Consider the following 24,879-nt stretch of genomic DNA (forward strand, 5'->3'; position numbering starts at 1 on the left):
GGGGTCCTATGGACATCAATGATCTGCGATCCATCATGACCGTCGTGTCGCTTGCGACCTTCGTCGGTATCTTTTGGTGGGCTTATGGCAAGGGACGCAAGTCTCGTTTTGATGAGGCAGCGAACCTGCCGTTCGCAGATAAAGACGTGGATGAGGCGGAAACCCGCCTCGCCCGTCGGGACTAAAGGAATGGAATCATGAGCGATTTCGTTAGCGAGTTTTGGAATTTTTATGTGGTGGGCATCGTCCTGGCGAGCGTGATCGCCTGCGGCGTCGTCCTCTGGAGCCAGAGCAAGGTTAAGGTTGCTGGCGGCAAGGTCGAGACCACCGGTCACGTTTGGGATGAAACTCTTGAGGAGTACAACAACCCGCTGCCCCGTTGGTGGATGTGGCTGTTCTACATCACCGTGGTGTTTGCCCTGGTCTATCTGGTGCTCTACCCGGGTCTGGGCCGTTTCCAGGGCATCCTGGGCTGGTCTTCCGTCGGTCAGTACAAGACTGAAGTGCAAAAGGCGGATGCCCAGTACGGTCCGATCTACGACAAGTTCGCCAAGATGTCTCTCAATGAAGTGGCTGGCAACAAGGAAGCCATGGAAATGGGTAAGCGTCTGTTCCTGACCTACTGCATGCAGTGCCACGGTTCGGATGCGCGCGGCTCCAAGGGCTTCCCCAACCTGACCGATGCTGATTGGCAGTGGGGTGGTGATCACGAAACGATCAAGACGACCATCGCCGAAGGCCGTGTCGCCATGATGCCCGCCTACGGTGGTCAGCCTGATGTGATCGGTGGCGAAGCTGGTGCCAAGGAAGTGGCCAACTACGTCCGCTCCCTGTCTGGCCTGTCTAACGACTCCGCCTTGGCCGCCAAGGGCAAGGAGAAGTTCGAGAAGGTCTGCGTGGCTTGCCACGGTGCCGATGGCAAAGGCATGACCGCCCTGGGTGCTCCCAACCTGACCGACAAGGTCTGGCTGTACGGCAGCTCCGAAGCCACCATCGTTGAGACCATCACCAAGGGTCGCGCCAACCGCATGCCCGCCTGGAAGGAATTCCTCGGCGATGCCAAGGTGCACATCCTGACCGCCTACGTGCTGAGCCAGTCTGGCAACGCCGGCGAGAAGAAGTAAGAAGTAGTTGGCAGTAAGCCCGGTGCTGCCGTAGCGACGGCACACCGCGGATGCACGGGGTGAGGCTCCTCACCCCGTGCCATAACAAGAAGCGATACAAGCACGGACTTGTATCAAAATCGCACGGGTGGATTGATCCTCGCCAGAACCGCTGGCGAAGTCCGGTGATGTGTGATTCTGAAACAAGGCAGTGTTCTCAATGACTTCTCCCCTCGAAAAGGTCTCGGTCTCCGCCGACACCAAGTCCCCCGCCGCTCCGGCAGCCGCGTCTGAAACCTCCAGCCGCAGCCTCTATCAGAAGCACATCAAGATTTACGCGCGGCCAATCGCCGGTCATTTCAACACCACCCGTTGGGCTATGGTGTTCCTGACCCAGGCGATCTTCTACGGCCTCTGCTGGTTCGACTGGAATGGCCGCCAGGCCGTGCTGTTCGATATTCTTAACCGCAAGTTCTTCATGTTCGGCCTGGTTTTCTGGCCTCAGGACGTGATCTACCTTGCTGGCCTGCTGATCGTTTCTGCATACGCCTTGTTCCTGTTCACGGCAATGGCGGGGCGGTTGTTTTGTGGTTATGCCTGTCCCCAGACGGTCTACACCGAGCTGTTCATGTGGATCGAGAACAAGATCGAAGGCGACCGCAATGCGCGCATAAAACTCGACGCCCAGCCGATGAGCGCGCGCAAGCTACGCATCAAGGCGACAAAATTCCTGGTATGGGGGCTGCTGGCGTTCTGGACTGGCTTTACCTTCGTCGGCTATTTCACACCCATCAAGGAATTGGCTCACAGCCTGACGAGCTTCACCCTGGGGCCCTGGGAGGGCTTCTGGATGTTCTTCTATGCCGGCTTCACCTTGATGCAGGCCGGCTTCCTGCGTGAGCAGGTGTGCAAGTACATGTGCCCTTATGCCCGCTTCCAGGGGGTAATGTTCGATCCGGATACCCTGGTCGTGACCTACGACGAGGAGCGCGGCGAACCCCGTGGCGGCCGGCGCAAGGGGGTTGAACCCAAGTCGCAAGGTCTGGGGGACTGCGTCGATTGCGGGGTTTGCGTCCAGGTCTGTCTGACCGGCATCGATATCCGCAAGGGGCTGCAGTACGAGTGCATCGGCTGCGGTCTGTGTGTCGATGGCTGCAACCAGATCATGGACAAGATGAACTACCCGCGCGGTCTCATCCGCTATTCCACGGAAAAGGCGGTTGCCGAGCATTACACCCGGAGCCAGATGCTGGCGCATGTGCTGCGCCCCCGGGTTCTGCTCTATTCGAGCATCCTGGTGGTGATCATCATCGCCATGGGCTGGTCCATTGCTACTCGCATTCCGCTCAAGGTGGACGTCCTGCGCGACCGTGCCGTGCTCAGCCGCGAAGCCGAGGATGGCCGGATCGAAAACGGCTACATCCTGCGCATCATCAATGCGGCCGAGCAGAAGCGCCATTTCGAGATCGACGTGAGCGGTATCGAGGGGGCTGAAGTCGCCGGCCGCCGATCGTTGGAGATGGAACCGGCTCAGGTCGCGGAATTGACCGTAACGGTGCAAGCCCCGGCCGAGTCGCTCAAGCGTGGCTCCAATCAGCTCTTTTTCGACATCAAAGCAGCCGATGACAAGGCCGTGGCGGTCCACGAAAAAACCACTTTCCTCATGCAATAAAGGCAATCTCTGTGAGCGAACTCTCTTTGCGTACGTCCGGCAAACCCTGGTTTCGCGAGCCCTGGCCGTGGCTGCTGATGGCCGGCCCGCTGTTGGTGATCGTGGCTGGGGTGATCACCGTCTGGCTGGCGATCAAATCCGATGATGGCTTGGTTGCCGACGATTACTACAAGCGCGGCTTGGCGGTGAACCAGGACATCGGACGCGACCGCCGCGCCGGCGAACTTGGCCTGAACGCCGAGGTGGCCTTTTCGGAAGACCGCCTACGCCTTCATGTACGTCTGGCGCAGCGGGCGAACGAGGTGCTGCCGCCCAGTATCAACCTGACCCTGGTTCACCCGACCCGTCGGGGCCAGGATCAGTTGGTTCCCCTGACCCTCGAAAGTAAAGGGACTTACGTAGGGTCGCTCCAGGAGGCCATCGCTCCGGCCAGTGGCAAGCGCCATCTGACGCTGGAAGATCCCGAGGCCAGTTGGCGCCTGGTTGGCGAGTGGGATACCGACACAATGTCCGCAAACCTGCAGTCCGAGCCGCAAAAACAATAAGCAGGACGGCCCCGGGTTTTTTCAACAACAGGGAGGTGAGTTATGGCTTGGCAAGTACTGTTGGGTACCGACGTTGGTCTGCTCAGTCTGGCGGTGATCGTCGGCGTTATCCTGATGTCGGGGTACTTTGCTTGGTATTTCAATAAGAAAGTGAATGAAGAGTCCCGTACGAAAGGCGGGCTCTGACATTCGCGTATAAATAAAAAAGGGGCCTTCGGGCCCCTTTTTTGATGGTGCAGTGACTTCGCGCTCAGCGATATACCAGTACCGGGATCGTCGAGTGGGTGAGCACCTTGTTGGTCTCGCTGCCGAGCAGCAGGCCGGAGATGCCGCGGCGGCCGTGGGAAGCCATGAAGATCAGGTCGCAGCCGCTATCCTGGGCCGTGGCGATGATCGCCTCGTAGGGGACGTCGCTGGTGACGGCCACTGTCTTGCACGTCACGCCTTGAGCCTGGGCGAGTTCGGCTACGCCGGCGAGAAATTCCTTGGCCTGCTGCTCCGCCAGTTCGGCGAATTTTTCCGGCGTAGTGGGGTCGATCAGAGCGCCTTCACCGTAGTAGGTGATCGGGTATTCGGGCTTGGCGTAGAACGCCGTGACTTGGGCGCCGATTTCCTTGGCGAAACCGATGGCGCGCTTGGCGGCCTCTTGGGACAGCTCGGAACCGTCCGTGGGGACCAGAATGTGTTTGAACATGGTGCCTCCGCAAAATGACTTATTCGGGGTTATTCGCCTTCTATCGTACGCCCTTCGCCCCTGGGCGAAAAGCGTTGAAACGGGCCAAACTCCGCGCTGGGCGCGGGGCTTGGCGTGATGCAGGCTAAAGCCATGGCGCTAGCATGGATTTATGGTATATCCACCTGCTGCCTTCCATTTTAGATAGAGAACCGCTATCGGCCAGACCGATTGCCGAATCGGCGCGGCCGTCTGCGCGGAGCATAACGATGACCACTCCCAAACCTTCCTCCCAGAAACACTGCACGGTGGATTTGCGCGGGCTCAGTCCTTTTGAGACGCTGAGTGAAAAGCTCGCGCAGCAGTTCGATCCTTTTGGCGTGACCACCTCGCTGCTCAATGCCCAGATCGCCTGGTGGTTGCATCCCCAGGAGTTGACCCGGGTGCTGACCTGCCTTTCCGGCGATGCCCTGGCGCTACAGGCCCACATCATGCGCCGTGCCTGGGGGCTGCCATCCACCGACGTGGTAACGCCGGAGCCGGGCGATGCCCGCTTTGCCGACCCGGCCTGGGCCGAGGTGCCGACCTGGGATATCGCCAAGGAAACCTACCTGGCCATCACTCACCGTCTCCAGGACATGTACTTCGAGACGCCGGGGCTGTCGGACAAGGAGCGCCGCCGGGCCGCATTCTGGTTGCGCAAGTGGCTCAATGCCATGGCGCCGACCAATTTCTTCTGGACCAACCCGGTAGCCCTGCGCAAGTTTGCCGAGACGAATGGCGAGAGTGTGGCGCGCGGCTTCCAGCATTACTTAGAGGATATCCGGGCGGGCAATATCCGCATGGTGGACGAGGACGCCTTTGCCGTGGGCAAGGATTTGGCCACGACCCCTGGGCAGGTGGTGTTCCGCAACCGTCTAGTGGAGGTGATCCAGTACACCCCGACCACCGACAAGGTGCGCGCCATCCCCCTGGTGATCTTTCCCCCCTGGATCAACAAGTTCTACATCCTCGACCTGAACGCCAAGAAAAGCCTGGTCAGCTATCTGGTGGGCCAGGGCTTCACGGTCTTCCTGGCCAGCTGGAAGAATCCCACGCCCGAGATGGCCGAGGTCAGCTTCGACGATTACCTGCAAGAGGGCTACCAGAAGGTCATCGAGGCGGCGACCGCCATTGCCAAAGTGCCTCAGGTGCACGCCATCGGTTATTGCATCGGCGGCACCGGCCTGACCGCCTACCTGGCCTGGGCGAACCGCCATTATGGGGACCCCGCCAAGGTGCCGGTCGCCCACTGGACTACCCTCACCACCTTGACCGACTTCGCCCGTCCCGGCGATATCGAAGTATTCCTCGACGAGGGGGCCGTGGAGTGGCTGGAGCAGAAAATGGCCAAGCAGGGTTACCTGGATGGCAAGGACATGGCCTCCTCGTTCCGCATGCTGCGCTCCAACAGCCTGATCTGGCATTACTGGGTGCACAGCTACCTCTACGGCGAGCCGCTGCCGCCCTTTGACGTGCTGTTCTGGAACAGCGACACCACGCGCATGCCGCGGGCCATGCACAGCTACTACCTGCGCGAGATGTACCTGAAGAACAACCTGATCAAGAAGGACGCCATGACTCTGTCCGGCGAGCCCCTCGACATGACGCGCATCGTCCAGCCCCTGTTCGCAGTGACCGCCGAGGACGACCACATCGCCCCGTGGCGGCAGTGCTTCCACATCCGGCGCCACATTCCGGCGCCGATGCGCTTTGTCCTGTCCACCTCCGGCCACATCCTGGGCATCGTCAATCCGCCGGTGGATCCCCCCAAACGAGCCTACTGGATGGGCGACGTCGGCCACGGCCAGTCCAGCGAAGCTTGGCAGGAGGGGGTGAGCCGCCAGGAAGGCAGCTGGTGGCCGGCCTGGGTGGCCTGGCTGGACGAGCGTTGCGGCGAACGCGTGGCCCCGCCCAAGCCGCACCGGGCCTATCCTGCCCTGGGGGCGGCCCCGGGTACTTACGTGCTGGAATCCTGAATCCGGCGGATTCAGACCGCCGCCGCGCCCGTTTCTGCAAGGGCCGGCCGGCGGGGCGTTGGCCCGCACCGCACGTGGTGCAGCCCTTGGCCAACAGGGATTCCGACCAGGATTAACCTAGGTCAAAGGGGGGCTGGGGGGCTGTGCTATCGTCGCCGCTCTTCATCGGCCGGTCCCTGTCATGTCCCTGCATTCCCCTTCCCTCAAGATCCGCGGCAAATCCCTGCTCCCTGTCGTCCAGGGGGGCATGGGGGTGGGGATCTCCGCCCATCGCCTGGCTGGGGCGGTGGCCCGGGAGAATGCGGTGGGCACCATCGCCAGCGTCGACCTGCGCCGCCATCATCCCGACTTGATGGAAGAAACCGGGCGCTGCCGCGACAAGGCTCGGATCGACCGGGCCAACCTGATCGCCCTTGACCGGGAGATCCAGGCCGCCAAGGAAATGGCCCGGGGCGTCGGCCTGGTTGCGGTCAACGTCATGCGCGCCGTGTCCGAATACGCGGCCTGCATCCGCCAGTCCTGCGAGTCCGGCGCCGACGCCATCGTCATGGGCGCCGGCCTGCCCCTGGAACTGCCCGAGCTGACCCGGGACCATCCCACCGTGGCCCTGCTGCCGATCCTCTCCGATGTGCGCGGGGTGGCCCTGGTGCTCAAGAAATGGATGCGCAAGAACGTTCTGCCCGACGCCATCGTCATCGAGCATCCGGCCCATGCTGCCGGCCACCTAGGGGCGGCGCGCCAGGCCGACCTGGGCGATCCCCGCTTCGCCTTCGAAACCGTGATTCCCGGCGTGCTGCAGACCTACAAGGAACTGGGCATCGAATCGGAAAACATCCCGGTGATACCTGCCGGTGGCATCAACAGCCACGAGAAGGTGCGGCACCTGTTCGCCCTCGGCGCCTCCGCCGTGCAGCTCGGCTCGGCCTTTGCCGTGACCGAGGAGGGCGACGCGGACCTCGCCTTCAAGCAGGTGCTGGCCGGGGCCCGGCCCGAGGACGTGGTCGAGTTCATGAGCTGCGCCGGGCTGCCGGCCCGGGCGGTGCGCACCCCCTGGCTGGACAAGTACCTGAAGCGCGAAGAGAAGCTCCAGGCCGCCGCCAGCGGCGAGCACAAGTGCACCCTGGCCTGGGATTGCCTGGTGCAATGTGGCTTGCGCGACGGTCTCGCCAAGTTCGGCCAGTTCTGCATCGACAGCCAGCTGGCGGCCGCAATGCGCGGCGATGTGCAGAAGGGGCTATTCTTCCGCGGCGCCGACAGCCTGCCCTTCGGCGACAAGATCCGTTCGGTGAAGGAACTGATCCACTACCTGATGACCGGCGAGCGTCCCATCCTGGCGGCCTGAAGCGCCCGGCACACGGACTTCCGCTTCCTTGGCGCGGGCCGGCGGGGGCCTGGGGCGCGGCTTTTCTCACGGCTGCCTGCCTGAAACCCCGCGTCCCTATTGGTTTTTCAGCCGGTATGCCTGAAACGCGAGGCTGGGCGCGGTTCTCCAGCATGGCCTCGTGGAAATGCGCGCCACGCCTTGGTCTTGGCCGGGTAGAGCGCCTGGCCCTCGGGCTTTTGACAGCTATCAAGGCGCGGGGGGCGGGGCCTGTCGAGAATCCGTGGCATGTTTTCTAGCCAGGTAACCGAGATGTCCGCCACCCCATCGTTTGTTCCCGCCGCTCCAGGGAGTGCCGCCGCGACTTCCCTGTCCGGGCTGTTTACCAGCCACCACCGGCATTGCGACGAAGCCTTCGCGGTCGCCGAAAAAGCCGCCGCCGCAGGCGATTGGCCGGCTGCCGAAGCCGCCTTCGATACCTTTTCCACCGACCTGCTGGCGCACTTCGCCACCGAGGAAGAGCAGCTCTTCCCTGCTTTCGAGAGCGCTACCGGCATGACCGGCGGTCCGACGGCGGTGATGCGCCACGAGCACGTGCAGATGCGTGGCCTGGTGGCCAACGCCCGCCAGGCCCTGGCCGACCACGACGGCGATGCGTTTCTCGGCGAGGCCGACACCCTGCTGATCCTCATGGAGCAGCACAACCTCAAGGAAGAGAACATCCTCTATCCGATGTGCGATGCCCAACTGGCCGGGCAAGCCGCGGAACTGCTGCCGCGTTGCACGGCCTCATTGCAGAGTGGCGCGTAAGCGCCTGCACCCGGCACAATCCCGGTTTCCTTCTTTTTCCCCAACCTGGGGCCTTGCCATGAAATTGAACCTCGAAGCCCTCGACGGGCCGGTCATCGACGCCCGCGACCTGGAACCCCCCGAACCCTTCGTCCGCACCATGGCGGCCCTGGATGACATCGGGCCGGGCCAGTCCCTGCACCTGGTATTGCCCCGGGAGCCCTATCCCCTTTACAACGCCCTGGCCATGAACGGCTTCACCCACGACACCAGTTATAGCGACGATGGTTTCGTGGTGGTGCGCATCTTCCGCAAGTGATCGGATAACCCGGGTGGCCCGTTCCCCTGCCAACGTCCTGTCGTACGACCAGGCGCCGCCGCTGCACCTGCCGTTGCGCTTTTTCCTCACGGCGCCCCTGTTCGGCATGCTGGCCGGGGTGCTGATGCTGGTGAGAGGGGGGGGCGTGCTCGCGTCGCGCTGGACCGGCGAGGCCCTGGCAGTGACTCACTGTCTGACCGCGGGCTTCATGCTGCAGGTGATGCTCGGTGCCCTGGTGCAGTTCCTGCCGGTAGGCGCCGGGGTGGCGCTGCCCGGACAACGGCGCCTGGTGCCCCTGGTGCACGGGATCATCACCCTGGGGGCCCTGTCGCTGGTGGCGGCGTTTCTCAATGCGGGCACATGGGCCTTTCTGGTGGCCGGCATCTGTCTCGCCCTGGGCGTCGGCGCCTTCGCCGTGGCGGGGTTGATCGCCTTGCGCCAGCGCCTTGCCCTGGTGGGCACGGTGGGGGCGCTGCATCTGACCCTGCCTGCGTTGGTCGTGACCCTGGTGCTGGGCGTGTGGCTGGTGAGTGGCCTGGCCGGCCTGGCCAGCCCGCCGGTAATTCTGGTGACGACCTTGCACGCCGGCTGGGGGCTGTTCGGCTGGGCCGGCGGGTTGCTGGTCGGGGTTTCCCTGGTAGTGGTGCCGATGTTCCAACTGACCCCGAGCTATCCTTCCTGGATCGTCCGAGGTCTGGCGCCGCTGCTTACCGTTCTGCTGCTGGCCTGGACCGGCCGGGTGGTGTGGGGTGACGCCGAGGCCGGCCAAGGGGCGGGGGCGATCTTCGCCTTGCTGCTCGGTGCCGCGGCCCTCGGCTTTTGCCTGGCCACCCTCGGCTTGCAGCGGCGCAGTCGCCGCCCCTGGGGCGATCCGACTCAGCGCTTCTGGCGTCTTGGTCTGCTTGGCCTGGCCCTGGCCGCGGCCCTGTGGGGCGTGGGCGAGGCGACTGGCCTGGGGCGGGAACGGCTACCGCTGTGGGTCGGCATCCTGGCCCTGGCGGGGGGCTTCGTCCCGGTGATTTGCGGCATGCTCTACAAGATCGTGCCCTTCCTGATCTGGCTTGATCTGCAGAACCGGGGGCGTGGCCGGGTGATTCCGCCCAACATGAAGCGCCTGCTGCCGGAGTCCGGCATGCTGCGCCATCTCAACGTCCATCTGGTCGCCCTGGCGTTGCTGCTGATGGCTCCGCTGCAACCCCAGTGGCTGGCACTGCCGGCCGGCGCCCTGTTGCTGGCGGCGTTTGCCGTGCTCGCCCTGAACCTCCTGGGGGCGTTGCGGCTGTACCGCAGCGAACGCCGCCGCATGGACGAAACCCTTGCCGCCACCTAACCATGCCGACCGCCTACCTGATCCTGAAACACCTGCATGTCACCTGCGTGGCTCTGTCCGGTCTCGGCTTCCTGTTGCGCGGCGGGCTCATGCTGGCCGATTCGCCCCTGCTTCAGGCCCGGTTGCTGCGCATCCTTCCCCATGTCGTCGACACCCTGCTGCTCGCCAGCGCCTTGAGCCTGGCGGCGCTGCTTGGCCAGTACCCCTTCGTCGCCGGCTGGCTCACCGCCAAGGTGCTGGGGCTCATCGCCTACATCCTGTGCGGCACGGTGGCCTTGAAACGGGGGCGAACCAAGGCGGTACGGGTGCTGTTCCTGATTCTCGCCCTGGGCTGCTTCGCCTACATCGTCTCGGTGGCGCTCAGCCGCAATCCCTGGGGCTTTTTCCTGTTTCTGTCCTGAAAGTGCGTTCCATGTCCGCTTCCCTTCTCGGTCCGGCTGCTCCGGCCTTTGACGAACCCCTGGAAATGCTCGATGCCTGCCACGGCCGCATCGAGGCCCAGTTGAAGACCCTGGAACGGCTGGTCGAGCACCTGCCCCGGCATGGGGTGGATGCGGCGGCACGCCAGGCCATCGAGGGGGTGGTGCGCTATTTCACCGTGGCCGCCCCCCATCACCACGAAGACGAGGAGGTGGATCTGTTTCCCGCCCTGCACGCGGCAGTGGCCGGCCGAACCGGCGAGGATGACGAGGTGGCGGCGCTGGTGACACGCTTGCTGGCGGACCATCGGCGCATGGACGTGGCCCGGGACGCGATGCTCGACCATCTGGGCAAGTTGCTGGCCGGCGGAGCGGCGGACTTGTCGGCGGAGTCGGTGGCTGCCCTGGCGGCCCTCTACCGGGAGCACATCGCCCTGGAAACCGAGCAGTTGCTACCCCTGGCCAAGCGGGTGCTGCCGGCGGCGGTGGCGCGGGGGCTGGGCGAACGGATGGCGACCCGGCGCGGCGCCCCCATGCCGGGGTGAGCCCGGGCAGGCGATGAACGGCCGGGGCCGGGGTCAGCCCTGGCCGTGGTTCATCAGGCGCTTGAGGCCCGGGATGTCGAGGATGCGGATGTGCTTCTGCTGCACCGCGATCAGCCCTTCTTCCTGGAACTTGGAGAAGGAGCGGGAGACGGTTTCGAGCTTGAGGCCCAGGTAGCTGCCGATTTCTTCCCGGGTCATGCGCAGGTAGAACTCGGCAGGGGAATAACCTCGGGCGACGAAGCGCTGCGACAGGTTGAGCAGGAACGCGGCCAGACGTTCCTCGGCACGCATGGTGCCGAGCAGCATCATCACCCCGTGGTCGCGCACGATTTCCCGGCTCATCACCTTGTGAAAGTGGTTCTGCAGGGTCGGCACCTGGCGTGACAGGCGTTCCAAGTGGTCGAAGGGGATCAGGCAGACTTCGCTGTCTTCCAGGGCGATGGCGTTACAGGAGTGGTTTTCGTTGCTGATGCCGTCCAGCCCGAGCAACTCGCCGGACATCTGAAAACCGGTGACCTGATCCCGGCCATCCTCCATGATCACGTCGGTCTTGAAGAAGCCGCTGCGAATCGCATAGAGTGCCTCGAAGGGCTCGCCGGCGCGGTAGAGCAGGTCGCCGCGCTTGACCCGCTTGCGGTTCGAGACGATCTCCTCCAGCTTGGCCATCTCCAGCGAATTCAGCCCGAGCGGCAGACACAACTCGCGGAGATTGCAGTTGGAACAAGCGGTCTTGATGACCGAAAGATTGACGGTTTTCAAAGCCCGGTTTTCGGACATATCCAGTACTTTGCCCCTAGGCAATTTGCGGTTTGATCCAGGTCAACGTGAATCTGTTCCATACAATGAATACTACGGAACAACCCTCATCTTACCCTGCAATGGCGCCCCCGCTCTCCCCAACTTCCAACGCGTCCAACGTCGTCTTCGATCCTGAGATCATTCAGCGCTTCGATATCAGCGGGCCGCGTTATACGTCGTATCCGACGGCCGACCGTTTTGTTGAAGCCTTTGACGCCGATGCGCTCAAAGCGTGGCTGGGGAAGCGCGAGATCGGTGGTGTGGGCGGCCCGATGAGCGCGGCCGGACGTGCGCTGTCATTATACTTCCACCTCCCCTTCTGCAATACCATCTGCTACTACTGCGCCTGTAACAAGATCATCACCAAGGATCACGGGCGTAGCGCCAAGTACATCAAGTACCTGGGCAAGGAGCTGGCCCTCCAGGCCGAATACCTGGACGGCAGCCGTGACGTGGCCCAGTTGCATTGGGGTGGCGGTACGCCAACCTTCCTCTCCCACGACGAAATGCGCCAGTTGATGGGGCTGACGCGCAAGTACTTCAAACTACTCGACGGCGGCGAGTTCTCCATCGAGGTGGACCCGCGCAAGGTGGATGCAGAAACCGTCGCTGTGCTCGGCGAACTGGGCTTCAATCGCATGAGCATCGGCGTGCAGGACTTCGACGAGCGCGTCCAAGTGGCGGTGAACCGGGTCCAGTCCGAGGAAGAAACGGCCAACGTGGTCAGCGCGGCCCGAGCCAACGGCTTCCAGTCGATTTCCATGGACCTCATCTACGGCCTGCCGCACCAGACCGTGATGGGCTTCAACCGCACCCTGGAGCGGGTCCTGGCGATGAGCCCGGACCGCCTGTCGATCTACAACTACGCCCACCTGCCGCACCACTTCAAGCCGCAGCGGCGCATTCTCGAAGCCGATCTGCCCAGCGCCGATGCCAAGCTGCAGATCCTGCAACTGGCGATCAAGAAGCTCACCGAGGCCGGCTATGTCTTCATCGGCATGGACCACTTCGCCAAGCCCGATGACGAGCTGGCGGTGGCCCAGCGCCAGGGGCGGCTGCATCGCAACTTCCAGGGCTATTCGACCCATGCGGACTGCGACATGCTGTCCTTCGGCATCTCGTCGATCGCCAAGGTGGGGCCCACCTATAGCCAGAACGTGCGTACCCTGGACGAGTACTACGACCGCCTCGATGCCGGCCAGTTGCCGGTGTTGCGCGGCCTGGAATTGAGCGCCGACGACATCCTGCGCCGCTCGATCATCCAGGCCCTGATGTGCCACTTCGAGCTGTCCCTGGAGTCGATCGAGATTGCCCACCTGATCGATTTTCGTAAGTACTTTGCCGCCGAACTTGACGACCTCAAGGAAATGGAAGAAGCGGGTCTGGTCAAGGTGGACGACAAGTGGATCACCGTCTTGCCCCCGGGGCGCATGCTGGTCCGGGTGATCGCCATGGTGTTCGACCGCTACCTGCGTGCCGACCGGCAGCGCACCCGCTACTCCAAAGTCATCTGAGCGGTTCGCTCGGCAAGCACCTACGCGGACGGGGCGGCTTAGCCGCCCTGTTGCTTTACGACGTTGCTCCTTGGGCGCGTCGACACCTCTGTGCACGCAGCCGTTCCTGCCCCCGCCGCGGGCGTGGCTACATTGACGCACTTGTCACGAGTGACATCGGCCTGGCGCACCACCGGTAGTAAACTGTTTCCGTGGATTCCTTGACCCCCGCTTCCCTGCTGCCTTTCGTCCTCGTCGGCTTTCTTGGCGGGCCCCACTGCGTCGGCATGTGTGGAGGTATCGTCGCCGCCTTGGCCGCGGGCAGCGCTCCGGGGCGGCGGGGCGGTTTGCATCTTGCCTATAACCTGGGGCGGATCAGTGCCTATGTGGCTGCCGGTGCGCTTCTGGGCGCCCTGGGCGGCTGGCTCGGGGCCGGTGGGCAGTCGGCCATTGCCGCCCAGTGGCCGGTACGCACGGTCCTGTTCCTGCTGGCCAACCTGCTGCTGGTGGGCATGGGCCTGTACCTGCTCGGTCTGCCCCAATTGCTGCTGCCGCTGGAGCGGGGCGGGCAGCGTCTGTGGCGGCGTATCCAGCCCCTGACCCGACATTTTCTCCCGGTACGCTCGCCGCTTCAGGCGTTGCCCCTGGGCTTCCTCTGGGGATTCCTGCCCTGCGGTCTGGTCTATAGCGCCCTAGCGTCGGCCCTGGCATCCGGTTCGGCGGCAGGCGGTGCGGCCATCCTGCTGGCCTTCGGTCTGGGGACGTTGCCCAATTTGCTGGCGATCGGCTTGCTGGCGGTGCGTCTCAAGGAATGGGCACGCCACCCGGTGGTGCGGCGCGTGGCGGGCAGCCTGGTGCTGGCCTACGGGGCCTGGGGCTTGTTCGCTGCCGTGCGTCTGCTGGCAGGCTGATCCCGACCGGCCGCACCGGGGAGCGGTAAGCGACGAACGGAATGAAACCGTGAAAAGACAACGGGGCACCCTTGGGTGCCCCGTTGGCATTGCAGCGCAGCCCGGCGGCTGCACGCAGTGTTAGACCTGGGCCGAGGGGGCGTGCCGGGTCGGCTGGGACAGTTTGTCCCGCACCACCAGTGCCACGAACCAGAGCAGGGGTACGACCACCAGGGAATAAGTGATCCACTGGCCGTACTGGCCTTCCGGGCCCCAGGGCTCGGTGACGACGTGCCAGTAGTCGTTGTCGATGGGCAGCAGGCCGGTTTCGGTGTACTCGTGGAAGGCGTAGAAGACCAGCTGCAGGGCGAACAGGACGAGGAACACCGAGGTCACCTTGAAGAAGCGGTCGAGGCGGATACGGCTGCCGAAGCGTCCCCAGCCCCAGGCCACCAGGGCGGCAAGCAGCACGCCGAGGATACAGCCGATGGCCAGGTCCTCCATGCCCGAGCTGAACAACACGGCAGAGAGCATCAGGGCGGTTTCCATGCCTTCCCGGGTGATCATCAGCAGGACGAAGGCGAATACGCCGATCCAGGCGCCGGTGCCGGATTTGAGGCTGGCCGCTTCGATCCGGGCGGCGATGTTGGCCCGCATGTGCTTGGCGGCGGAGAGCATGTACACCACCATCGAAATCACCAGCACCGCGGCGATGGCCGCCAGGGTGCCTTCCCAGAAGGGCTGGCTCTCTGCCTTGCCGAAGAAGTAACCAGCGATGGACGAAGCGACCACCCCGGCACCGGTGCCCCAATACACCGCCGTGGTGAGGGGATGGCGGTTTGTCTGGCGCAGGTAGGCAAGGGTGATGGCCACGATCAGAAAAGCCTCCAGGCCTTCCCGCAGGGCGATGACAAGGGCTTGCATCATGGAACGTGTTCTCCGGAGCGTGCGGTGTCGTCCCGGGCCATGGGCCTGGGACGACACCAATACGACCAGTCTAGCCCAACACGGCGCAAATGAGAATGGTTCTCGGCGTCTTGTTCGATAACGGCTTCGTCCCAACTGGAGGGCGCTTTTGGACTGGGCGTACCGTGCTGCCGGTTCACGCAGCCAGCAAGGCGCGCCAGGGGCTGGCGTTGCATACCGCAGTGGGCCGTTAAGGGGGACCCATTCCGCGGATGGCACGCTTATGCTTGCGTTTTTAATGAGAATAATTATCATTTGTTTGCCGGGGGCCTAGCGTTTCCCGGCTGCCTGCAGATCCCACCTGGAGAACCACCATGAACGCCCTTGCCCAACCGCTGACCCAAGACGATGAAGCCGCCAGCATGGCGGCCAGCCTGCTCTACCTGATGAGCGAATACGCCGCCGAGGACAATCCCCTGCTGGCCGCCCTGGTGGCAGGCGAGCTGGCCGCCTTGGGCCGCCTGGTCGATCCCCGTTCGCCCCTGGCCTACATGGTTCAGCGCATGACCCGGCGCTGGCGGGCCCTCGCCCAGAGTCGCAGCGCCGAGGCCTTGCAGCGCGCCAGCGCGCCGCTGCCGGCGTAAGGAGCGGCCATGCCGATCCGCTTTCCCCTTGCCGCTACGCCCGCCAAGCCGGGGCCGGTCTTTGCCTTGGGCAGGGATGCGTCTGGCTTGTCCGAGAGCGGGATACCCGTCGCCGCGGACAGCGCCGGTTCGCGCCGCCGCCGCTTGTGGGAGGTCAAGCACCAGTACCACTGCCCGGTGATCGGCACCTGCCTGCCCATGGACGTGCTGCGCCGCCTGGCGGAAAAGGCCCGGGTGAGCGTGGAAGGCCTGTCCGACTTTGCCCTGCACACCCAGGCGGTGGGCCACGCGGAAAACCGCACGGCCTTTGCCGACCTGATGCAACGCGAGCTGGAGCGGCGCCACGCTCTGGCGGTGAAGCGGTTTGCCCCGGCCCGGGACGAAGCCGCCCTGTGGCAGCTGTGGTGCGACGCCGTGGCCCGAGGCGACGTGCCCGGCGCCCTGTGGGCGGTCTGGACCCATCCCCGTTGCGGCGCCGACCTGGCCCACCGCATCTATGGCGAGATCCACATGATCTCCCACCAGACGGGCGCCGGGCAGAATGCCGACCTGCAGCGCCTGGCCAGCCTGGCCGCCACCGTGGCCGACCTGCGCGGCAAGCTCGACAGCCTGACCGAACGGGCCGCCGAGCGCCTGGCAGAAAAGGTCGGCGAACTGGAAATCGTGCGCGGCCAGTTGGCGGGCCTCGAATCCGCCCTGGCCGAGCGGGACGCCCTGCGCCGCCGGGTCGCTGCCCTGGAGGCAGCCGCCGCCACGGCGGGGGCACGGGAAGACGGCTGGCGTTGCCAGGCCCAAGGCCAGGCACGACGGGCCGAAGCCGCCGAAGGGCAGGTGCGGGCGCTGGCCCGGGCCCTGGCCGAAACCCGGGAGGAACTGGCCGACATCCGCGCCGAAGCCCATGCCGCCGCCACCGCCCTCGACGCCTGGAGCAGTGCCGACACCCGCCCCTGTGGGGCGGCCTGCAATGCGGCGGCACCGGACCTGTCCGGCCGTGCGGTGCTGTGCGTCGGCGGCATTCCCGCCCTGACCGAGGCCTACCGGCTGATCGTGGAAAAGGCCGGTGGCCGCTTCGTGCATCACGACGGCGGCCTGGAGGACAACCCGAAAGCCCTGGACGGCACCCTGGCCGCCGCCGACGCGGTGATCTGCCAGGCCGGCTGCATCAGCCACGGCGCCTACTGGCGCCTCAAGGACCACTGCAAGCGCACCGGCAAGCCCTGCGCTTACCTCAAGCGGGCCAGCGTCACCAGCTTCGTACGCGGCGTGGTCCAGGTCGCCGAAGGCGCTGCCGAGACCGGGGCCGGTGCGGATGAGAAGGCCTATCGCTAACGAAATCGGCCGGTGACGTTGAAAAGGCCGGGGGGAGCATCCAGAATGGAGGACTGGACCGCCAGGCACCGCGGCGGTCGCCCCTGTGGCGTGACGCAGCTCGTACCCTCCCCGTAGTGGCGGCGCCCACCAGCCCCACTAATCCCATTAGTCCCCTTCCCCCACCTCAAGACACGGAGCCTGCCCATGAAAGGCGACAAGAAGATCATCACCCAGCTGAACAGCCTGCTCGCCGGCGAACTCACCGCTATCGACCAGTACTTCATCCACGCCGAGATGTACAAGGACTGGGGCCTCAACGCCCTGTTCGAGCGCATCAACCACGAGATGGAAGACGAGCGCGAGCACGCCCGCCAGCTGATCGCCCGCATCCTCTTCCTCGAAGGCACCCCGGACCTGAGCAAGCGCGAGCCGCTCAATATCGGCAAGGACACCCCGTCCATGCTGGAAAACGACCTGGCCCTGGAATATTCGGTGGTCAAGCACCTCAAGGAAGTCATCGCCGAGTGCGAAAAGGCCCAGGACTACGTCACCCGCGAACTGCTGGTGACCATGCTCGACGACACCGAGGAAGACCACGCCCACTGGCTGGAAAAGCAGCTGCGCCTGATCAAGCTCACCGGCCTGCAGAATTACCTGCAGTCCCAGATGAGCGGCGCCGCCTAAGCCTTTCAGGCTTTCGCCGCCGCGCCCCAAGCCCCCGCGATGCGGGGGCTTTTTGTTGGTTGTGGACGTGACCATTGGGTGGGGGCGCCTGATCGGCCACCGGGTTGGCCATTTCAGCTACTGCCCGGAAAGCCACGTCCCTGGACGATCTCCGAGTGGTGTGTCTGTAGATCAAGGACTGGCGCGGCGTTTCACGATACCAACGTGGAGATCGGCTACTGGCGCGGGGTTTCGCAGGGGAGGCAAATACGTTTGGGGAATTCGGGTACGGTGCGTGCCGTACCCGGAGCAGCCGGACTCAGTCGGCACAGTCGGCACAGTCGGCACAGTCGGCACAGTCGGCACAGTCGGCACAGTCGGCACAGTCGGCACAGTCGGCCGAGCCCGTGGCCGTGGCCGAGGCGTCGGCGCCGGCCTCGGGCACGTACACGATCGAGCCGTCCTGCATCCGGTAGGCGGTGCCGGCCTTGGCCCCCTGGCCTTCGCCGATGGCGCCGCTGGCCTTGTACTTCTCGCCCTTCTTCACCACCACCTCCATGGAGGGCTTGCCCGGATCGGTGATCACCGTCACGTCCTGGTGCGAGAAGGGATTCATCAGCGGGTTCTTGGCCACGGTGATGAGCAGGGCGGCGATCACCACCAGGAAGATGTCGATCAGGTTCACCACCGACAGGATCGGATCTTCGGTTTCCGGTTCGTGCAGGAGCTTCAAGGCCATCACGCCACCTCCTGGACCGGGTAGGTGGGCAGGGGATGGCCGTGCTCGGCGTGGCCGTCCCGCTTCAGGGCGGCAATCTCCAGCAGTTCCTCGGTCAGCCAGCGGCGGCGCACGTTCACCGCTCAGTGGGTGATCGAGGCGGCAATCAAGGCCAGGATCACGGCGGAAAAGGCCACCGTCAGGTTTTCCGAGACCTGGGCCAGGTTGCCGTCGGACAGGGATTTCAACGCCGGGCCCATGGGGATCATGGTCGCTAACGGGCTCGCCATCAGGCCGAGCATGGGGGCAGGCTGGCGATGCGGGCGTCCTCCAGGGCCTTGTGGGTGGCCAGGTCGAGCTCGTCCTCGCTCAGGCCGGGCTGGTCCGGCACGGCGGTGCCGATGCGGTGCACCAGGGCAGGGGGCAGGTGCCGAAGCTGCACGCGGGGCGCTGTGGCGGGCGGCACCACGCTGCCGGCAAGGCACGGCCCGGGTTGTCAGCGGCGAAGGGGCGACCCGGGCGCTCGGCGGAGCGGGGTCGAAAAGGAGGGCTGGCTGCCGACGCTGGAACCGCCGTGAGGGAAGCGGCGGGCGAGTGGGTTGCTGGCGCAAATCCGTCGGGAACCGCAAGGTTCGGGACGGCGGGTACTGCAACGGAAAGCTAACGGCAGGAAGGCCTGGCGGCCGGGTGGCTGGCGTGGCCCGGGTTTGGGGCCGTGCTGGCTGGCTGCTGCCCGCGGGGCAGCGAGCACCCGGCGGCGGGCCGGATCAGGCGCGGGGCCTGGTCGGGGTGCTACGGGCTACTTGGTCAGGATCAGCTTGTTTTCCCGCGTCAGGCGCAGGATGTAGGACTGGCCGGCGTGCTCGATGCGCACCGTCTTGCTGCCTTGGAACAGCTGGCTGCTGGACAGGACCGGGGCGCCGGCCTTGGCGCCGGGGGCGCCTCCGGTCGAGGCGCTCCGGCCGCCAGCCGCGCAGTCGTTAGCGGTGGTTGCCATGGGTGTCTCCGGGGAGGGTGATGAAACCGAGTTTGACCAGTCCGGCTTCCCGGGCCGCGCCCATCACCTCGGCGACACGCTGGTAGCGGGTCTCCCGGTCGGCGGACAGGTGCAGTTCGGGCTGGGGGGTCTGGGTGGCGGCGGCGGCCATCTTGGCGCGCAGGGCGGCGTCGTCCACCGGCTGGTCGTTCCAGTACAGCTTGCCGGCGCCGTCCAGGGCGACCCGCACCGTTTTCGGCTTGGCGTCGGTGGGCTGGGCGGCCACGTTGGGCAGGTCCACCTTGATCGCCTGGGTCATCAGCGGCGCGGTGACGATGAAGATGATGAGCAGCACCAGCATCACGTCCACCAGCGGCGTGGTGTTGATTTCCGCCATGGGGGCCTTGCTGCCCCCGGAAAAGGAGCCGAAGGCCATTTACGCGGCCTCCGCCAGGGGGCGGCCGGCGGCATTGACCGGGGCGGCGTGGCTGGTGCCGGTGTGGGGTTCGCCGCCAGAGAGCGGCTTGCCGGTAGTGAAGAAGGCGTGCAGGTCGTGGGCGAAGGCGTCCAGGTCGGCCTCGATGACGCGCACGGCGCGGGTCAGGGCGTTGTAGGCGAGCACCGCGGGAATGGCCACGAACAGGCCGGCGGCGGTCATGATCAGGGCCTCGCCCACCGGGCCGGCGACTTTGTCCAGGCTGGCCTGGCCGGTGGCGCCGATCATCGCCAGGGCGTGATAGATGCCCCACACGGTGCCGAACAGGCCGATGAAGGGGGCGGTGGAGCCCACCGAGGCGAGCAGGGTCAGTCCGTTTTCGAGGCGGGCGCTGGTCTGGGTCAGGCCGGAACGCAGGGCCTGGGTGATGAACTCGGCGCCGGACAGGCTGGCGGCCAGGGAGCCGCTGCCGTGGTGGCGCTGGTAGTGGTTGGCGGCCTGCTCGGCGCGGCGGGCCAGCAGGGCGAAGGCCCGGGCGTTGCCGGCTTCGAGCTCGGCGATGGCGTTGGGTACGCTGCGCGCCTGCCAGAAGGCGGCCAGGGCCGGCGTGGTGGCGCGGCGCAGGTTCCAGACGCGCCAGCCCTTGGCCAGGATGACGGTCCAGCTGCCGATCGAGAGCACCACCAGCAGCACGGCGACGGCGTGGGACACGAAGTCGCCGGCGGCCCAGAAGCCGGCCAGGTTCATGTGGGTTTCCGGTTGCATCTCAATTCTCCAAACTGAAAGTGATCGGTATTTGCACCCAGGCAGCGACCAGTTCGCTGCCCTGGCGGGCGGGAACGAATTTCCATTTGCGCACCGCGTCGAGGGCGGCGTTATCCAGGCGGCTGCTGCCCGAGGTGGTCTTGACCACAACCTCGTCGGCACTGCCGTTGGGCAGCACGTGGGCGCGCAGCATGACCTTGCCCTGTTCGCCCATGCGGCGGGACAGGGGCGGGTAGGCCGGTGCAGGGTTGCTCAGGTAGTCGGCGTCGAAGCGCGGTGCACTGACCGGGGCAGGGTTGCCGGCGGGGGCGCTCGGTGCGGCAGGAGCGGCTGCCGCCGGTGCGGCGGGGGTGGCCGGGGTCGAGGGTTGCGGTGCGGCGGCGATAGGGGAGGGGGCGGGCATCGCCGGTGCCGGAGCCGGCTTCGGCTTGGCCGGGGCCGGCTTGACCAGCGGCTTCGGCTCGGATTTGGCGGTTGGGGTGGCGGGGGCAGGAGGCGTCGGCGCGCTGGGGGCCGGCGGCAGGATGGAGACCATCAGCGGCGCCGGCGGTTGAAGCGGTGCCGCCGCCGGCGCCAGGGTAATGGCGGCGAGCAGCGCGCCATGAACGACCACCGCGGCACCGATCCAGCCCAGGTTGGTGCCGCGCCACAGCCGGTCGCTGTCGGCGACGACATACGGCTGGGGGGCGGAAGTGGGCAGTGCGGCGGTAGCGGTCATGGCAAGCCGGCTGGAGTTGAATAAATAAGAACGGTTCGCATTATCGAATTCACCTGACGCATTGTCAAGAAATGTTGCGACCTGCCCACGCTAAGGGGGGTGGGCGGTTTCGGCCTTGATACAGGTGGCCTTTTACTCTTTCCTGGGCCCCTTGCCCTGTGACCTGATGCCGCAGGGCAAGGGCGGTGCGCGGCGTTTCACCGCCAGTATTTTTTGTCGAACAGGATGTTTGCCGCCGCGTTGATGCGGGCCGTCCTGTGGAACTGCCACCAGGCCGACAGGAGGGCGACGCCGTAGCCCTGGAGGCGGAGGCCGTCGCTCAGCATCTGCCGCCGGTTGTCCTCGATGCCGAGGATGTGGCCACTGCCGAAGCGGCCCCTGCCGCCGGATCAATCCGCCACGAGATCGCCCCAACGCACGGATGGCGACGACGCTATAATTACGGGCTGTCCAAAATTCAACGACCACTTTCAACGCAATCGGGAGCTTCACGCATGAACGTCAACGCCCTGTCCGCCGGCAAGGACCTGCCCAACGATATCAACGTGGTGATCGAAATCCCCGCCAACCAGCCCGGCATCAAGTTCGAGCTGGACAAGGATTCCGGCGCCATCGTGGTGGACCGGTTCATGGCCACCCCCATGCACTACCCCTGCAACTACGGCTTCGTGCCCAACACCCTGTCCGACGACGGCGATCCCACCGACGTGCTGGTGGTGGCCCCGGTGGCCCTGCCGGCCGGCTCCGTGATCCGTTGCCGTCCCGTGGGCGTGCTGCAGATGGAAGACGAAGCGGGCATGGACGCCAAGGTGGTGGCGGTTCCCCACTCCAAGCTGACCCCGCTGTACGACCACGTGAAGAGCATCAATGACCTGCCCGAGCTGCTGGTCAAGCAGATCACCCACTTCTTCGAGCACTACAAGGATCTGGAGCCGGGCAAGTGGGTCAAGGTCTCCGGCTGGGGCGACGTGGACGCCGCCCGTGCCGAGATCGTCGCCAGCGCCGCTCGCGCCCAGGCCAAGTAAGCACGTAACAGCGCCGACTTCGCCGAAAGCGGCATAGAATCGGCCGGGCCGCCGGAGTCGCAAGACCCGGTGGCCCTTTTCATTGCTCCCGTCCCTGATCCGAACCCCGACATGGCTTCCCTCCGTCTTGCCATCGCCCAGCTCAACATCACCCTGGGCGACCTCGCCGGCAATGCCGAGCGCATCCTCGCGGCCGCCCGGCGCGCGGCCGACCAGGGCGTGCGCCTGGTGCTCACCCCCGAGCTGTCCCTGACCGGCTATCCGCCCGAAGACCTGCTGTTGCGCCCCGACTTTTACCGGGCCTGCGACCGGGCCGTGGCCGACCTGGCCGCCCGGCTGCCCGCCGGCGTGGCGGTGGTGGTGGGCCATCCGGTCGAGATTCGGGGCGAGCGCTTCAACGCCGCCTCCATCGTCGACCGCGGCGCCCTGCGCGCCACCTACCTGAAGCGCCGCCTGCCCAACAGCACGGTGTTCGACGAGGTGCGCTACTTCAGCCCCGGCCCAGGCCCCCTGGTGGCCGACATCGACGGGGTCAAGGTCGGTCTGGCGATCTGCGAGGACGTCTGGTTCCCCGAGCCCTGCGCCGACCTGGCCGCCGCCGGGGCCGAACTGATCCTGGTGCCTAACGCCTCGCCCTACCACCTGGGCAAGGGCGCCGAGCGCCTGGACGTGATTGCCGCCCGGGCCCGGGAAACCGATCTGCCCCTGGTTTACGCCAACCTGGTGGGCGGTCAGGACGAGCTGGTTTTCGACGGCGGTTCCTGGGCCGTCCAGGCGGACGGTACCGCCGCCGCCCGGGCCCCCCAGTTCGAGGAAGACCTGCTGGTGCTCGACTACGCCGCCGGCCGTCTGACGGCGCCGCCGCCCCTGCCCGACCTGAGCCTGGAGGACGAGGTCTACCGGGCCCTGGTGCTCGGCGTGCGCGACTACCTGGGCAAGAACGGCTTCCCCGGCGCCATCATCGGCCTTTCCGGGGGCATCGATTCGGCCCTCACCCTGTGCGTCGCCGTGGACGCCCTGGGGGCGGACAAGGTCCGCGCGGTGATGATGCCCTCGCCCTACACCGCCGACATCAGCCTGGAAGACTCCCGCGCCCTGGTGCGCACTCTGGGTGTGCAGTACGACGAAATCCCCATCGCCCCGGCCATGGCTACCATGGAAGGGCTGCTGGCGCCGCTGTTCGCCGGCCTGGCGGCGGACACCACCGAAGAGAACATCCAGGCGCGCATTCGCGGCAACCTGCTGATGGCCCTGTCCAACAAGACCGGGCGGCTGGTGCTCACCACCGGCAACAAGTCGGAGATGGCGGTAGGCTACTGCACTCTCTATGGCGACATGGCCGGCGGCTTCGCCGTCATCAAGGACATCGCCAAGACCCTGGTCTACCGACTGTGCCGCTGGATCAACCGGGAGCGGGAGATCATTCCCACCCGCATCATCACCCGGCCGCCCTCCGCCGAGCTCAAGCCCAACCAGCTCGACCAGGATTCCCTGCCGCCCTACGAGGTGCTCGACGCCATCATCGAGGCCTACGTCGAGAACAACCGCTCGCCCCGGGAAATCATCGCCGCCGGCTATGCCGAGGCCGACGTGCGCCGGGTGGTGCGCTTGCTCAAGATCGCCGAATACAAGCGCCGCCAGTCTCCGCTCGGCATCCGCGTCACGCGGCGCGGCTTCGGCAAGGACTGGCGCGTCCCCATCACCAACCGTTATGCTGACGAATACTAAAATCCACTACCTAAGCGGGACCCGAGGAAGCGATCATGAAAAAAGTTGAAGCCATCATCAAACCCTTCAAGCTCGACGAAGTGCGTGAAGGCCTGTCCGAAATCGGCGTGACCGGCCTGACTGTCACCGAGGTCAAGGGGTTTGGCCGGCAGAAGGGCCACACCGAGCTGTACCGCGGTGCCGAGTACGTGGTCGACTTCCTGCCTAAGATCAAGGTCGAGATCGTGGTTGCCGACAACCAGGTCGATAGCGTCATCGAAGCCATCATCAAGGCCTCCCGCACCGGCAAGATCGGCGACGGCAAGATCTTCGTCTCCCCGGTGGAGCAGGTGGTGCGCATCCGCACCGGCGAAACCGACGAAGCCGCGGTCTGAACGCGGCGGGGCGTCGGGGTGGGCTAACCCGCCCCCGCCCCTTGGCCTCGTCGCCCAATGCAAACGCCCCGCAGCTGCGGGGCGTTTGCATTGGAGCGCCGACGGGGCGTTTTAACAGCCGAGGGAAAAGCGCGCGTCGGTCTTTTCCTTGCGCTGGGCCGTCCACCAATCCCCCTGGCTGGCCGAATGGGGCTGGCGCAACTGGCCGTCGATCCAGGCGATCTCCTGCAGCAAGGCCTCGCAGCGGGCCGTGTTGTCGGCAGCAACGGTCGTTCGGCGCGGGGCTGCCCGGGCGGCGGCGGCCTCCCGGGCGCGGCGCTCGTCGGCCATTTCGGCTACCCGGGCCTTGAGCCGCGCCAGTTCAGCCTGGGCGGCCGCGGGATCGCCCGTTGGGCTCGGGCGGGTGACGGCCAGCACCTGCTCGCCGGGCTGGCAACCCTGATCCCGGTAGGCGGTGCCGCCGCTGCCGCGGCACTTGTAGAGCAACCCGGCCGGAGGCGGCGCTTCCTCAGTGGCGACCTGGCGTCGCGGGGGAGAGCGAGACGGCTCCGGGGCCGCTGCCGCTGGGTCGTGGGGACCCGGGGCGGGCGGCGTTGCGCGGGGCGGCTCGCCGCGGACGACGAGCAGCGCGGCGCCCGCCATGACGCTCAGGGCGAGGATCAGGGACAACACGCGGGCGGTGAAAGTATCCATCGGGAAA

At 65.8% G+C, this 24,879-nt stretch carries 32 protein-coding genes; 20 read left to right on the forward strand and 12 right to left on the reverse strand.

The features are described 5' to 3' along the window. The first annotated feature begins 8 nt into the window (after window positions 1-8). The 5 genes from OTERR_RS04140 (at window position 9) to OTERR_RS04160 (ending at window position 3,506) form a co-directional block, all read left to right on the forward strand. Window positions 9-185 (forward strand): cbb3-type cytochrome oxidase subunit 3, encoded by a 177-nt coding sequence (locus OTERR_RS04140; protein ID WP_082396886.1) that lies wholly within the window; start codon window positions 9-11, stop codon window positions 183-185. Between the two features lie 12 nt (window positions 186-197). After that, window positions 198-1,124, forward strand: coding sequence for a cytochrome-c oxidase, cbb3-type subunit III (gene ccoP / locus OTERR_RS04145; RefSeq protein WP_149424953.1), 927 nt, complete (start codon window positions 198-200; stop codon window positions 1,122-1,124). Between the two features lie 199 nt (window positions 1,125-1,323). Then, window positions 1,324-2,775, forward strand: coding sequence for a cytochrome c oxidase accessory protein CcoG (gene ccoG, locus OTERR_RS04150; protein WP_149424954.1), 1,452 nt, complete (start codon window positions 1,324-1,326; stop codon window positions 2,773-2,775). 11 nt (window positions 2,776-2,786) lie between these two features. Continuing rightward, entirely contained in the window at window positions 2,787-3,320 is a 534-nt protein-coding gene (locus tag OTERR_RS04155) for a FixH family protein (RefSeq protein WP_246154328.1), read from the forward strand. A 42-nt stretch (window positions 3,321-3,362) separates the two neighbouring features. Next, window positions 3,363-3,506 carry a DUF3149 domain-containing protein gene (locus OTERR_RS04160; protein ID WP_082396890.1) on the forward strand — a complete coding sequence of 48 codons (144 nt, stop codon included), beginning with the start codon at window positions 3,363-3,365 and terminating at the stop codon, window positions 3,504-3,506. Between the two features lie 64 nt (window positions 3,507-3,570). On the opposite strand, the gene OTERR_RS04165 is transcribed toward OTERR_RS04160, so the two are convergent. Continuing rightward, window positions 3,571-4,014 carry a universal stress protein gene (locus OTERR_RS04165; RefSeq protein ID WP_054621120.1) on the reverse strand — a complete coding sequence of 148 codons (444 nt, stop codon included), beginning with the start codon at window positions 4,012-4,014 and terminating at the stop codon, window positions 3,571-3,573. Window positions 4,015-4,262: 248 nt separating this feature from the next. Here OTERR_RS04165 and OTERR_RS04170 point away from each other — a divergent pair, with 248 nt between their 5' ends. From OTERR_RS04170 to OTERR_RS04200, 7 genes are all read left to right on the forward strand, one after another. Further along, window positions 4,263-6,011, forward strand: coding sequence for a PHA/PHB synthase family protein (locus tag OTERR_RS04170; protein ID WP_149424955.1), 1,749 nt, complete (start codon window positions 4,263-4,265; stop codon window positions 6,009-6,011). A gap of 181 nt (window positions 6,012-6,192) precedes the next feature. Next, entirely contained in the window at window positions 6,193-7,353 is a 1,161-nt protein-coding gene (locus OTERR_RS04175) for an NAD(P)H-dependent flavin oxidoreductase (RefSeq protein WP_149424956.1), read from the forward strand. A gap of 291 nt (window positions 7,354-7,644) precedes the next feature. Next, window positions 7,645-8,142: a hemerythrin domain-containing protein gene (locus OTERR_RS04180; protein WP_054621148.1), complete on the forward strand. Its 498-nt coding sequence runs from the start codon at window positions 7,645-7,647 to the stop codon at window positions 8,140-8,142. Between the two features lie 58 nt (window positions 8,143-8,200). Further along, window positions 8,201-8,440, forward strand: a complete 240-nt coding sequence (locus tag OTERR_RS04185; RefSeq protein WP_054621122.1) for a DUF2249 domain-containing protein — start codon at window positions 8,201-8,203, stop codon at window positions 8,438-8,440. Window positions 8,441-8,453: 13 nt separating this feature from the next. After that, window positions 8,454-9,770, forward strand: a complete 1,317-nt coding sequence (locus OTERR_RS04190) for a hypothetical protein (RefSeq protein WP_149424957.1) — start codon at window positions 8,454-8,456, stop codon at window positions 9,768-9,770. Window positions 9,771-9,772: 2 nt separating this feature from the next. Beyond that, on the forward strand, window positions 9,773-10,171 hold the full coding sequence (locus tag OTERR_RS04195; RefSeq protein ID WP_149424958.1) for a SirB2 family protein: 399 nt from the start codon (window positions 9,773-9,775) through the stop codon (window positions 10,169-10,171). A gap of 11 nt (window positions 10,172-10,182) precedes the next feature. Then, window positions 10,183-10,734 (forward strand): hemerythrin domain-containing protein, encoded by a 552-nt coding sequence (locus tag OTERR_RS04200; RefSeq protein WP_149424959.1) that lies wholly within the window; start codon window positions 10,183-10,185, stop codon window positions 10,732-10,734. A 33-nt stretch (window positions 10,735-10,767) separates the two neighbouring features. On the opposite strand, the gene fnr is transcribed toward OTERR_RS04200, so the two are convergent. Beyond that, window positions 10,768-11,511: a fumarate/nitrate reduction transcriptional regulator Fnr gene (gene fnr, locus OTERR_RS04205; RefSeq protein ID WP_054621126.1), complete on the reverse strand. Its 744-nt coding sequence runs from the start codon at window positions 11,509-11,511 to the stop codon at window positions 10,768-10,770. 101 nt (window positions 11,512-11,612) lie between these two features. Between fnr and hemN the strand changes: the two genes are divergently transcribed. Beyond that, on the forward strand, window positions 11,613-13,046 hold the full coding sequence (gene hemN / locus OTERR_RS04210) for an oxygen-independent coproporphyrinogen III oxidase (RefSeq protein WP_149424960.1): 1,434 nt from the start codon (window positions 11,613-11,615) through the stop codon (window positions 13,044-13,046). Window positions 13,047-13,246: 200 nt separating this feature from the next. After that, window positions 13,247-13,936 carry a sulfite exporter TauE/SafE family protein gene (locus OTERR_RS04215; protein ID WP_149424961.1) on the forward strand — a complete coding sequence of 230 codons (690 nt, stop codon included), beginning with the start codon at window positions 13,247-13,249 and terminating at the stop codon, window positions 13,934-13,936. Window positions 13,937-14,056: 120 nt separating this feature from the next. Here OTERR_RS04215 and OTERR_RS04220 read toward each other — a convergent pair whose 3' ends face one another. Further along, the gene (locus tag OTERR_RS04220; RefSeq protein ID WP_187775299.1) at window positions 14,057-14,842 is read right to left on the reverse strand and encodes an FTR1 family iron permease; all 786 of its coding nucleotides are present in this window, start codon (window positions 14,840-14,842) and stop codon (window positions 14,057-14,059) included. Between the two features lie 353 nt (window positions 14,843-15,195). Here OTERR_RS04220 and OTERR_RS04225 point away from each other — a divergent pair, with 353 nt between their 5' ends. The 3 genes from OTERR_RS04225 to bfr all read left to right on the forward strand — a co-directional run bounded on the left by OTERR_RS04225 (window position 15,196) and on the right by bfr (window position 17,460). Next, complete coding sequence (locus tag OTERR_RS04225) at window positions 15,196-15,465, forward strand: hypothetical protein (RefSeq protein ID WP_149424963.1); 270 nt, start codon at window positions 15,196-15,198, stop codon at window positions 15,463-15,465. 9 nt (window positions 15,466-15,474) lie between these two features. Next, window positions 15,475-16,794, forward strand: coding sequence for a DUF2325 domain-containing protein (locus OTERR_RS04230; RefSeq protein ID WP_149424964.1), 1,320 nt, complete (start codon window positions 15,475-15,477; stop codon window positions 16,792-16,794). Between the two features lie 186 nt (window positions 16,795-16,980). After that, a complete protein-coding gene (gene bfr, locus OTERR_RS04235) occupies window positions 16,981-17,460 on the forward strand; it encodes a bacterioferritin (protein ID WP_149424965.1) in 480 nt (159 codons plus the stop codon). Window positions 17,461-17,758: 298 nt separating this feature from the next. Here bfr and OTERR_RS04240 read toward each other — a convergent pair whose 3' ends face one another. From OTERR_RS04240 to OTERR_RS16540, 8 genes are all read right to left on the reverse strand, one after another. Continuing rightward, window positions 17,759-18,178, reverse strand: a complete 420-nt coding sequence (locus OTERR_RS04240; RefSeq protein WP_187775300.1) for a DUF2149 domain-containing protein — start codon at window positions 18,176-18,178, stop codon at window positions 17,759-17,761. A 122-nt stretch (window positions 18,179-18,300) separates the two neighbouring features. Continuing rightward, on the reverse strand, window positions 18,301-18,447 hold the full coding sequence (locus OTERR_RS16115) for a hypothetical protein (protein WP_223115999.1): 147 nt from the start codon (window positions 18,445-18,447) through the stop codon (window positions 18,301-18,303). Further along, on the reverse strand, window positions 18,447-18,599 hold the full coding sequence (locus tag OTERR_RS16120) for a hypothetical protein (protein ID WP_223116000.1): 153 nt from the start codon (window positions 18,597-18,599) through the stop codon (window positions 18,447-18,449). Before OTERR_RS16120 ends, OTERR_RS16115 begins: the two co-directional genes overlap by 1 nt. A 357-nt stretch (window positions 18,600-18,956) precedes the next feature. Next, on the reverse strand, window positions 18,957-19,154 hold the full coding sequence (locus tag OTERR_RS16695; protein WP_149424966.1) for a hemin uptake protein HemP: 198 nt from the start codon (window positions 19,152-19,154) through the stop codon (window positions 18,957-18,959). Beyond that, a complete protein-coding gene (locus tag OTERR_RS04255) occupies window positions 19,138-19,569 on the reverse strand; it encodes an ExbD/TolR family protein (protein ID WP_054621134.1) in 432 nt (143 codons plus the stop codon). Before OTERR_RS04255 ends, OTERR_RS16695 begins: the two co-directional genes overlap by 17 nt. Next, window positions 19,570-20,334, reverse strand: a complete 765-nt coding sequence (locus OTERR_RS04260) for a MotA/TolQ/ExbB proton channel family protein (protein WP_187775301.1) — start codon at window positions 20,332-20,334, stop codon at window positions 19,570-19,572. A 1-nt stretch (window position 20,335) separates the two neighbouring features. Further along, window positions 20,336-21,052 (reverse strand): energy transducer TonB, encoded by a 717-nt coding sequence (locus OTERR_RS16535; RefSeq protein ID WP_149424967.1) that lies wholly within the window; start codon window positions 21,050-21,052, stop codon window positions 20,336-20,338. Between the two features lie 197 nt (window positions 21,053-21,249). Next, window positions 21,250-21,378 (reverse strand): hypothetical protein, encoded by a 129-nt coding sequence (locus OTERR_RS16540; RefSeq protein WP_281290347.1) that lies wholly within the window; start codon window positions 21,376-21,378, stop codon window positions 21,250-21,252. A 168-nt stretch (window positions 21,379-21,546) separates the two neighbouring features. Between OTERR_RS16540 and ppa the strand changes: the two genes are divergently transcribed. The 3 genes from ppa to OTERR_RS04280 all read left to right on the forward strand — a co-directional run bounded on the left by ppa (window position 21,547) and on the right by OTERR_RS04280 (window position 24,179). Continuing rightward, a complete protein-coding gene (ppa, locus tag OTERR_RS04270) occupies window positions 21,547-22,077 on the forward strand; it encodes an inorganic diphosphatase (RefSeq protein WP_054621136.1) in 531 nt (176 codons plus the stop codon). A gap of 111 nt (window positions 22,078-22,188) precedes the next feature. Beyond that, entirely contained in the window at window positions 22,189-23,805 is a 1,617-nt protein-coding gene (locus OTERR_RS04275) for an NAD+ synthase (protein ID WP_149424968.1), read from the forward strand. A 35-nt stretch (window positions 23,806-23,840) separates the two neighbouring features. Beyond that, the gene (locus OTERR_RS04280) at window positions 23,841-24,179 is read left to right on the forward strand and encodes a P-II family nitrogen regulator (protein ID WP_054621138.1); all 339 of its coding nucleotides are present in this window, start codon (window positions 23,841-23,843) and stop codon (window positions 24,177-24,179) included. Window positions 24,180-24,290: 111 nt separating this feature from the next. Here OTERR_RS04280 and OTERR_RS04285 read toward each other — a convergent pair whose 3' ends face one another. Further along, complete coding sequence (locus OTERR_RS04285; RefSeq protein ID WP_149424969.1) at window positions 24,291-24,872, reverse strand: hypothetical protein; 582 nt, start codon at window positions 24,870-24,872, stop codon at window positions 24,291-24,293. Window positions 24,873-24,879: the final 7 nt, after the last annotated feature.

The organism is Oryzomicrobium terrae, from assembly GCF_008274805.1.
Taxonomy (GTDB): domain Bacteria; phylum Pseudomonadota; class Gammaproteobacteria; order Burkholderiales; family Rhodocyclaceae; genus Oryzomicrobium; species Oryzomicrobium terrae.

Excerpts from the sequence above, each read along its gene's own strand:
- OTERR_RS04175 (WP_149424956.1), top strand. The coding sequence starts at position 6,193 with ATGTCCCTGCATTCCCCTTCCCTCAAGATCCGCGGCAAATCCCTGCTC.
- OTERR_RS16540 (WP_281290347.1), bottom strand. The coding sequence starts at position 21,378 with ATGCTGAGCGACGGCCTCCGCCTCCAGGGCTACGGCGTCGCCCTCCTG.
- fnr (WP_054621126.1), bottom strand. The coding sequence starts at position 11,511 with ATGTCCGAAAACCGGGCTTTGAAAACCGTCAATCTTTCGGTCATCAAG.
- OTERR_RS04275 (WP_149424968.1), top strand. The coding sequence starts at position 22,189 with ATGGCTTCCCTCCGTCTTGCCATCGCCCAGCTCAACATCACCCTGGGC.
- bfr (WP_149424965.1), top strand. The coding sequence starts at position 16,981 with ATGAAAGGCGACAAGAAGATCATCACCCAGCTGAACAGCCTGCTCGCC.
- OTERR_RS04195 (WP_149424958.1), top strand. The coding sequence starts at position 9,773 with ATGCCGACCGCCTACCTGATCCTGAAACACCTGCATGTCACCTGCGTG.
- OTERR_RS16535 (WP_149424967.1), bottom strand. The coding sequence starts at position 21,052 with ATGACCGCTACCGCCGCACTGCCCACTTCCGCCCCCCAGCCGTATGTC.
- OTERR_RS04170 (WP_149424955.1), top strand. The coding sequence starts at position 4,263 with ATGACCACTCCCAAACCTTCCTCCCAGAAACACTGCACGGTGGATTTG.
- OTERR_RS04185 (WP_054621122.1), top strand. The coding sequence starts at position 8,201 with ATGAAATTGAACCTCGAAGCCCTCGACGGGCCGGTCATCGACGCCCGC.
- OTERR_RS04140 (WP_082396886.1), top strand. The coding sequence starts at position 9 with ATGGACATCAATGATCTGCGATCCATCATGACCGTCGTGTCGCTTGCG.
- OTERR_RS04180 (WP_054621148.1), top strand. The coding sequence starts at position 7,645 with ATGTCCGCCACCCCATCGTTTGTTCCCGCCGCTCCAGGGAGTGCCGCC.
- ccoP (WP_149424953.1), top strand. The coding sequence starts at position 198 with ATGAGCGATTTCGTTAGCGAGTTTTGGAATTTTTATGTGGTGGGCATC.
- OTERR_RS04255 (WP_054621134.1), bottom strand. The coding sequence starts at position 19,569 with ATGGCCTTCGGCTCCTTTTCCGGGGGCAGCAAGGCCCCCATGGCGGAA.
- OTERR_RS16115 (WP_223115999.1), bottom strand. The coding sequence starts at position 18,447 with ATGGCGAGCCCGTTAGCGACCATGATCCCCATGGGCCCGGCGTTGAAA.
- OTERR_RS04285 (WP_149424969.1), bottom strand. The coding sequence starts at position 24,872 with ATGGATACTTTCACCGCCCGCGTGTTGTCCCTGATCCTCGCCCTGAGC.
- OTERR_RS04220 (WP_187775299.1), bottom strand. The coding sequence starts at position 14,842 with ATGATGCAAGCCCTTGTCATCGCCCTGCGGGAAGGCCTGGAGGCTTTT.
- OTERR_RS04240 (WP_187775300.1), bottom strand. The coding sequence starts at position 18,178 with ATGGCCTTGAAGCTCCTGCACGAACCGGAAACCGAAGATCCGATCCTG.
- OTERR_RS04260 (WP_187775301.1), bottom strand. The coding sequence starts at position 20,334 with ATGCAACCGGAAACCCACATGAACCTGGCCGGCTTCTGGGCCGCCGGC.
- OTERR_RS04280 (WP_054621138.1), top strand. The coding sequence starts at position 23,841 with ATGAAAAAAGTTGAAGCCATCATCAAACCCTTCAAGCTCGACGAAGTG.
- hemN (WP_149424960.1), top strand. The coding sequence starts at position 11,613 with ATGGCGCCCCCGCTCTCCCCAACTTCCAACGCGTCCAACGTCGTCTTC.
- ppa (WP_054621136.1), top strand. The coding sequence starts at position 21,547 with ATGAACGTCAACGCCCTGTCCGCCGGCAAGGACCTGCCCAACGATATC.
- OTERR_RS04225 (WP_149424963.1), top strand. The coding sequence starts at position 15,196 with ATGAACGCCCTTGCCCAACCGCTGACCCAAGACGATGAAGCCGCCAGC.
- OTERR_RS04200 (WP_149424959.1), top strand. The coding sequence starts at position 10,183 with ATGTCCGCTTCCCTTCTCGGTCCGGCTGCTCCGGCCTTTGACGAACCC.
- OTERR_RS16695 (WP_149424966.1), bottom strand. The coding sequence starts at position 19,154 with ATGGCAACCACCGCTAACGACTGCGCGGCTGGCGGCCGGAGCGCCTCG.
- OTERR_RS04165 (WP_054621120.1), bottom strand. The coding sequence starts at position 4,014 with ATGTTCAAACACATTCTGGTCCCCACGGACGGTTCCGAGCTGTCCCAA.
- OTERR_RS04160 (WP_082396890.1), top strand. The coding sequence starts at position 3,363 with ATGGCTTGGCAAGTACTGTTGGGTACCGACGTTGGTCTGCTCAGTCTG.
- OTERR_RS04230 (WP_149424964.1), top strand. The coding sequence starts at position 15,475 with ATGCCGATCCGCTTTCCCCTTGCCGCTACGCCCGCCAAGCCGGGGCCG.
- ccoG (WP_149424954.1), top strand. The coding sequence starts at position 1,324 with ATGACTTCTCCCCTCGAAAAGGTCTCGGTCTCCGCCGACACCAAGTCC.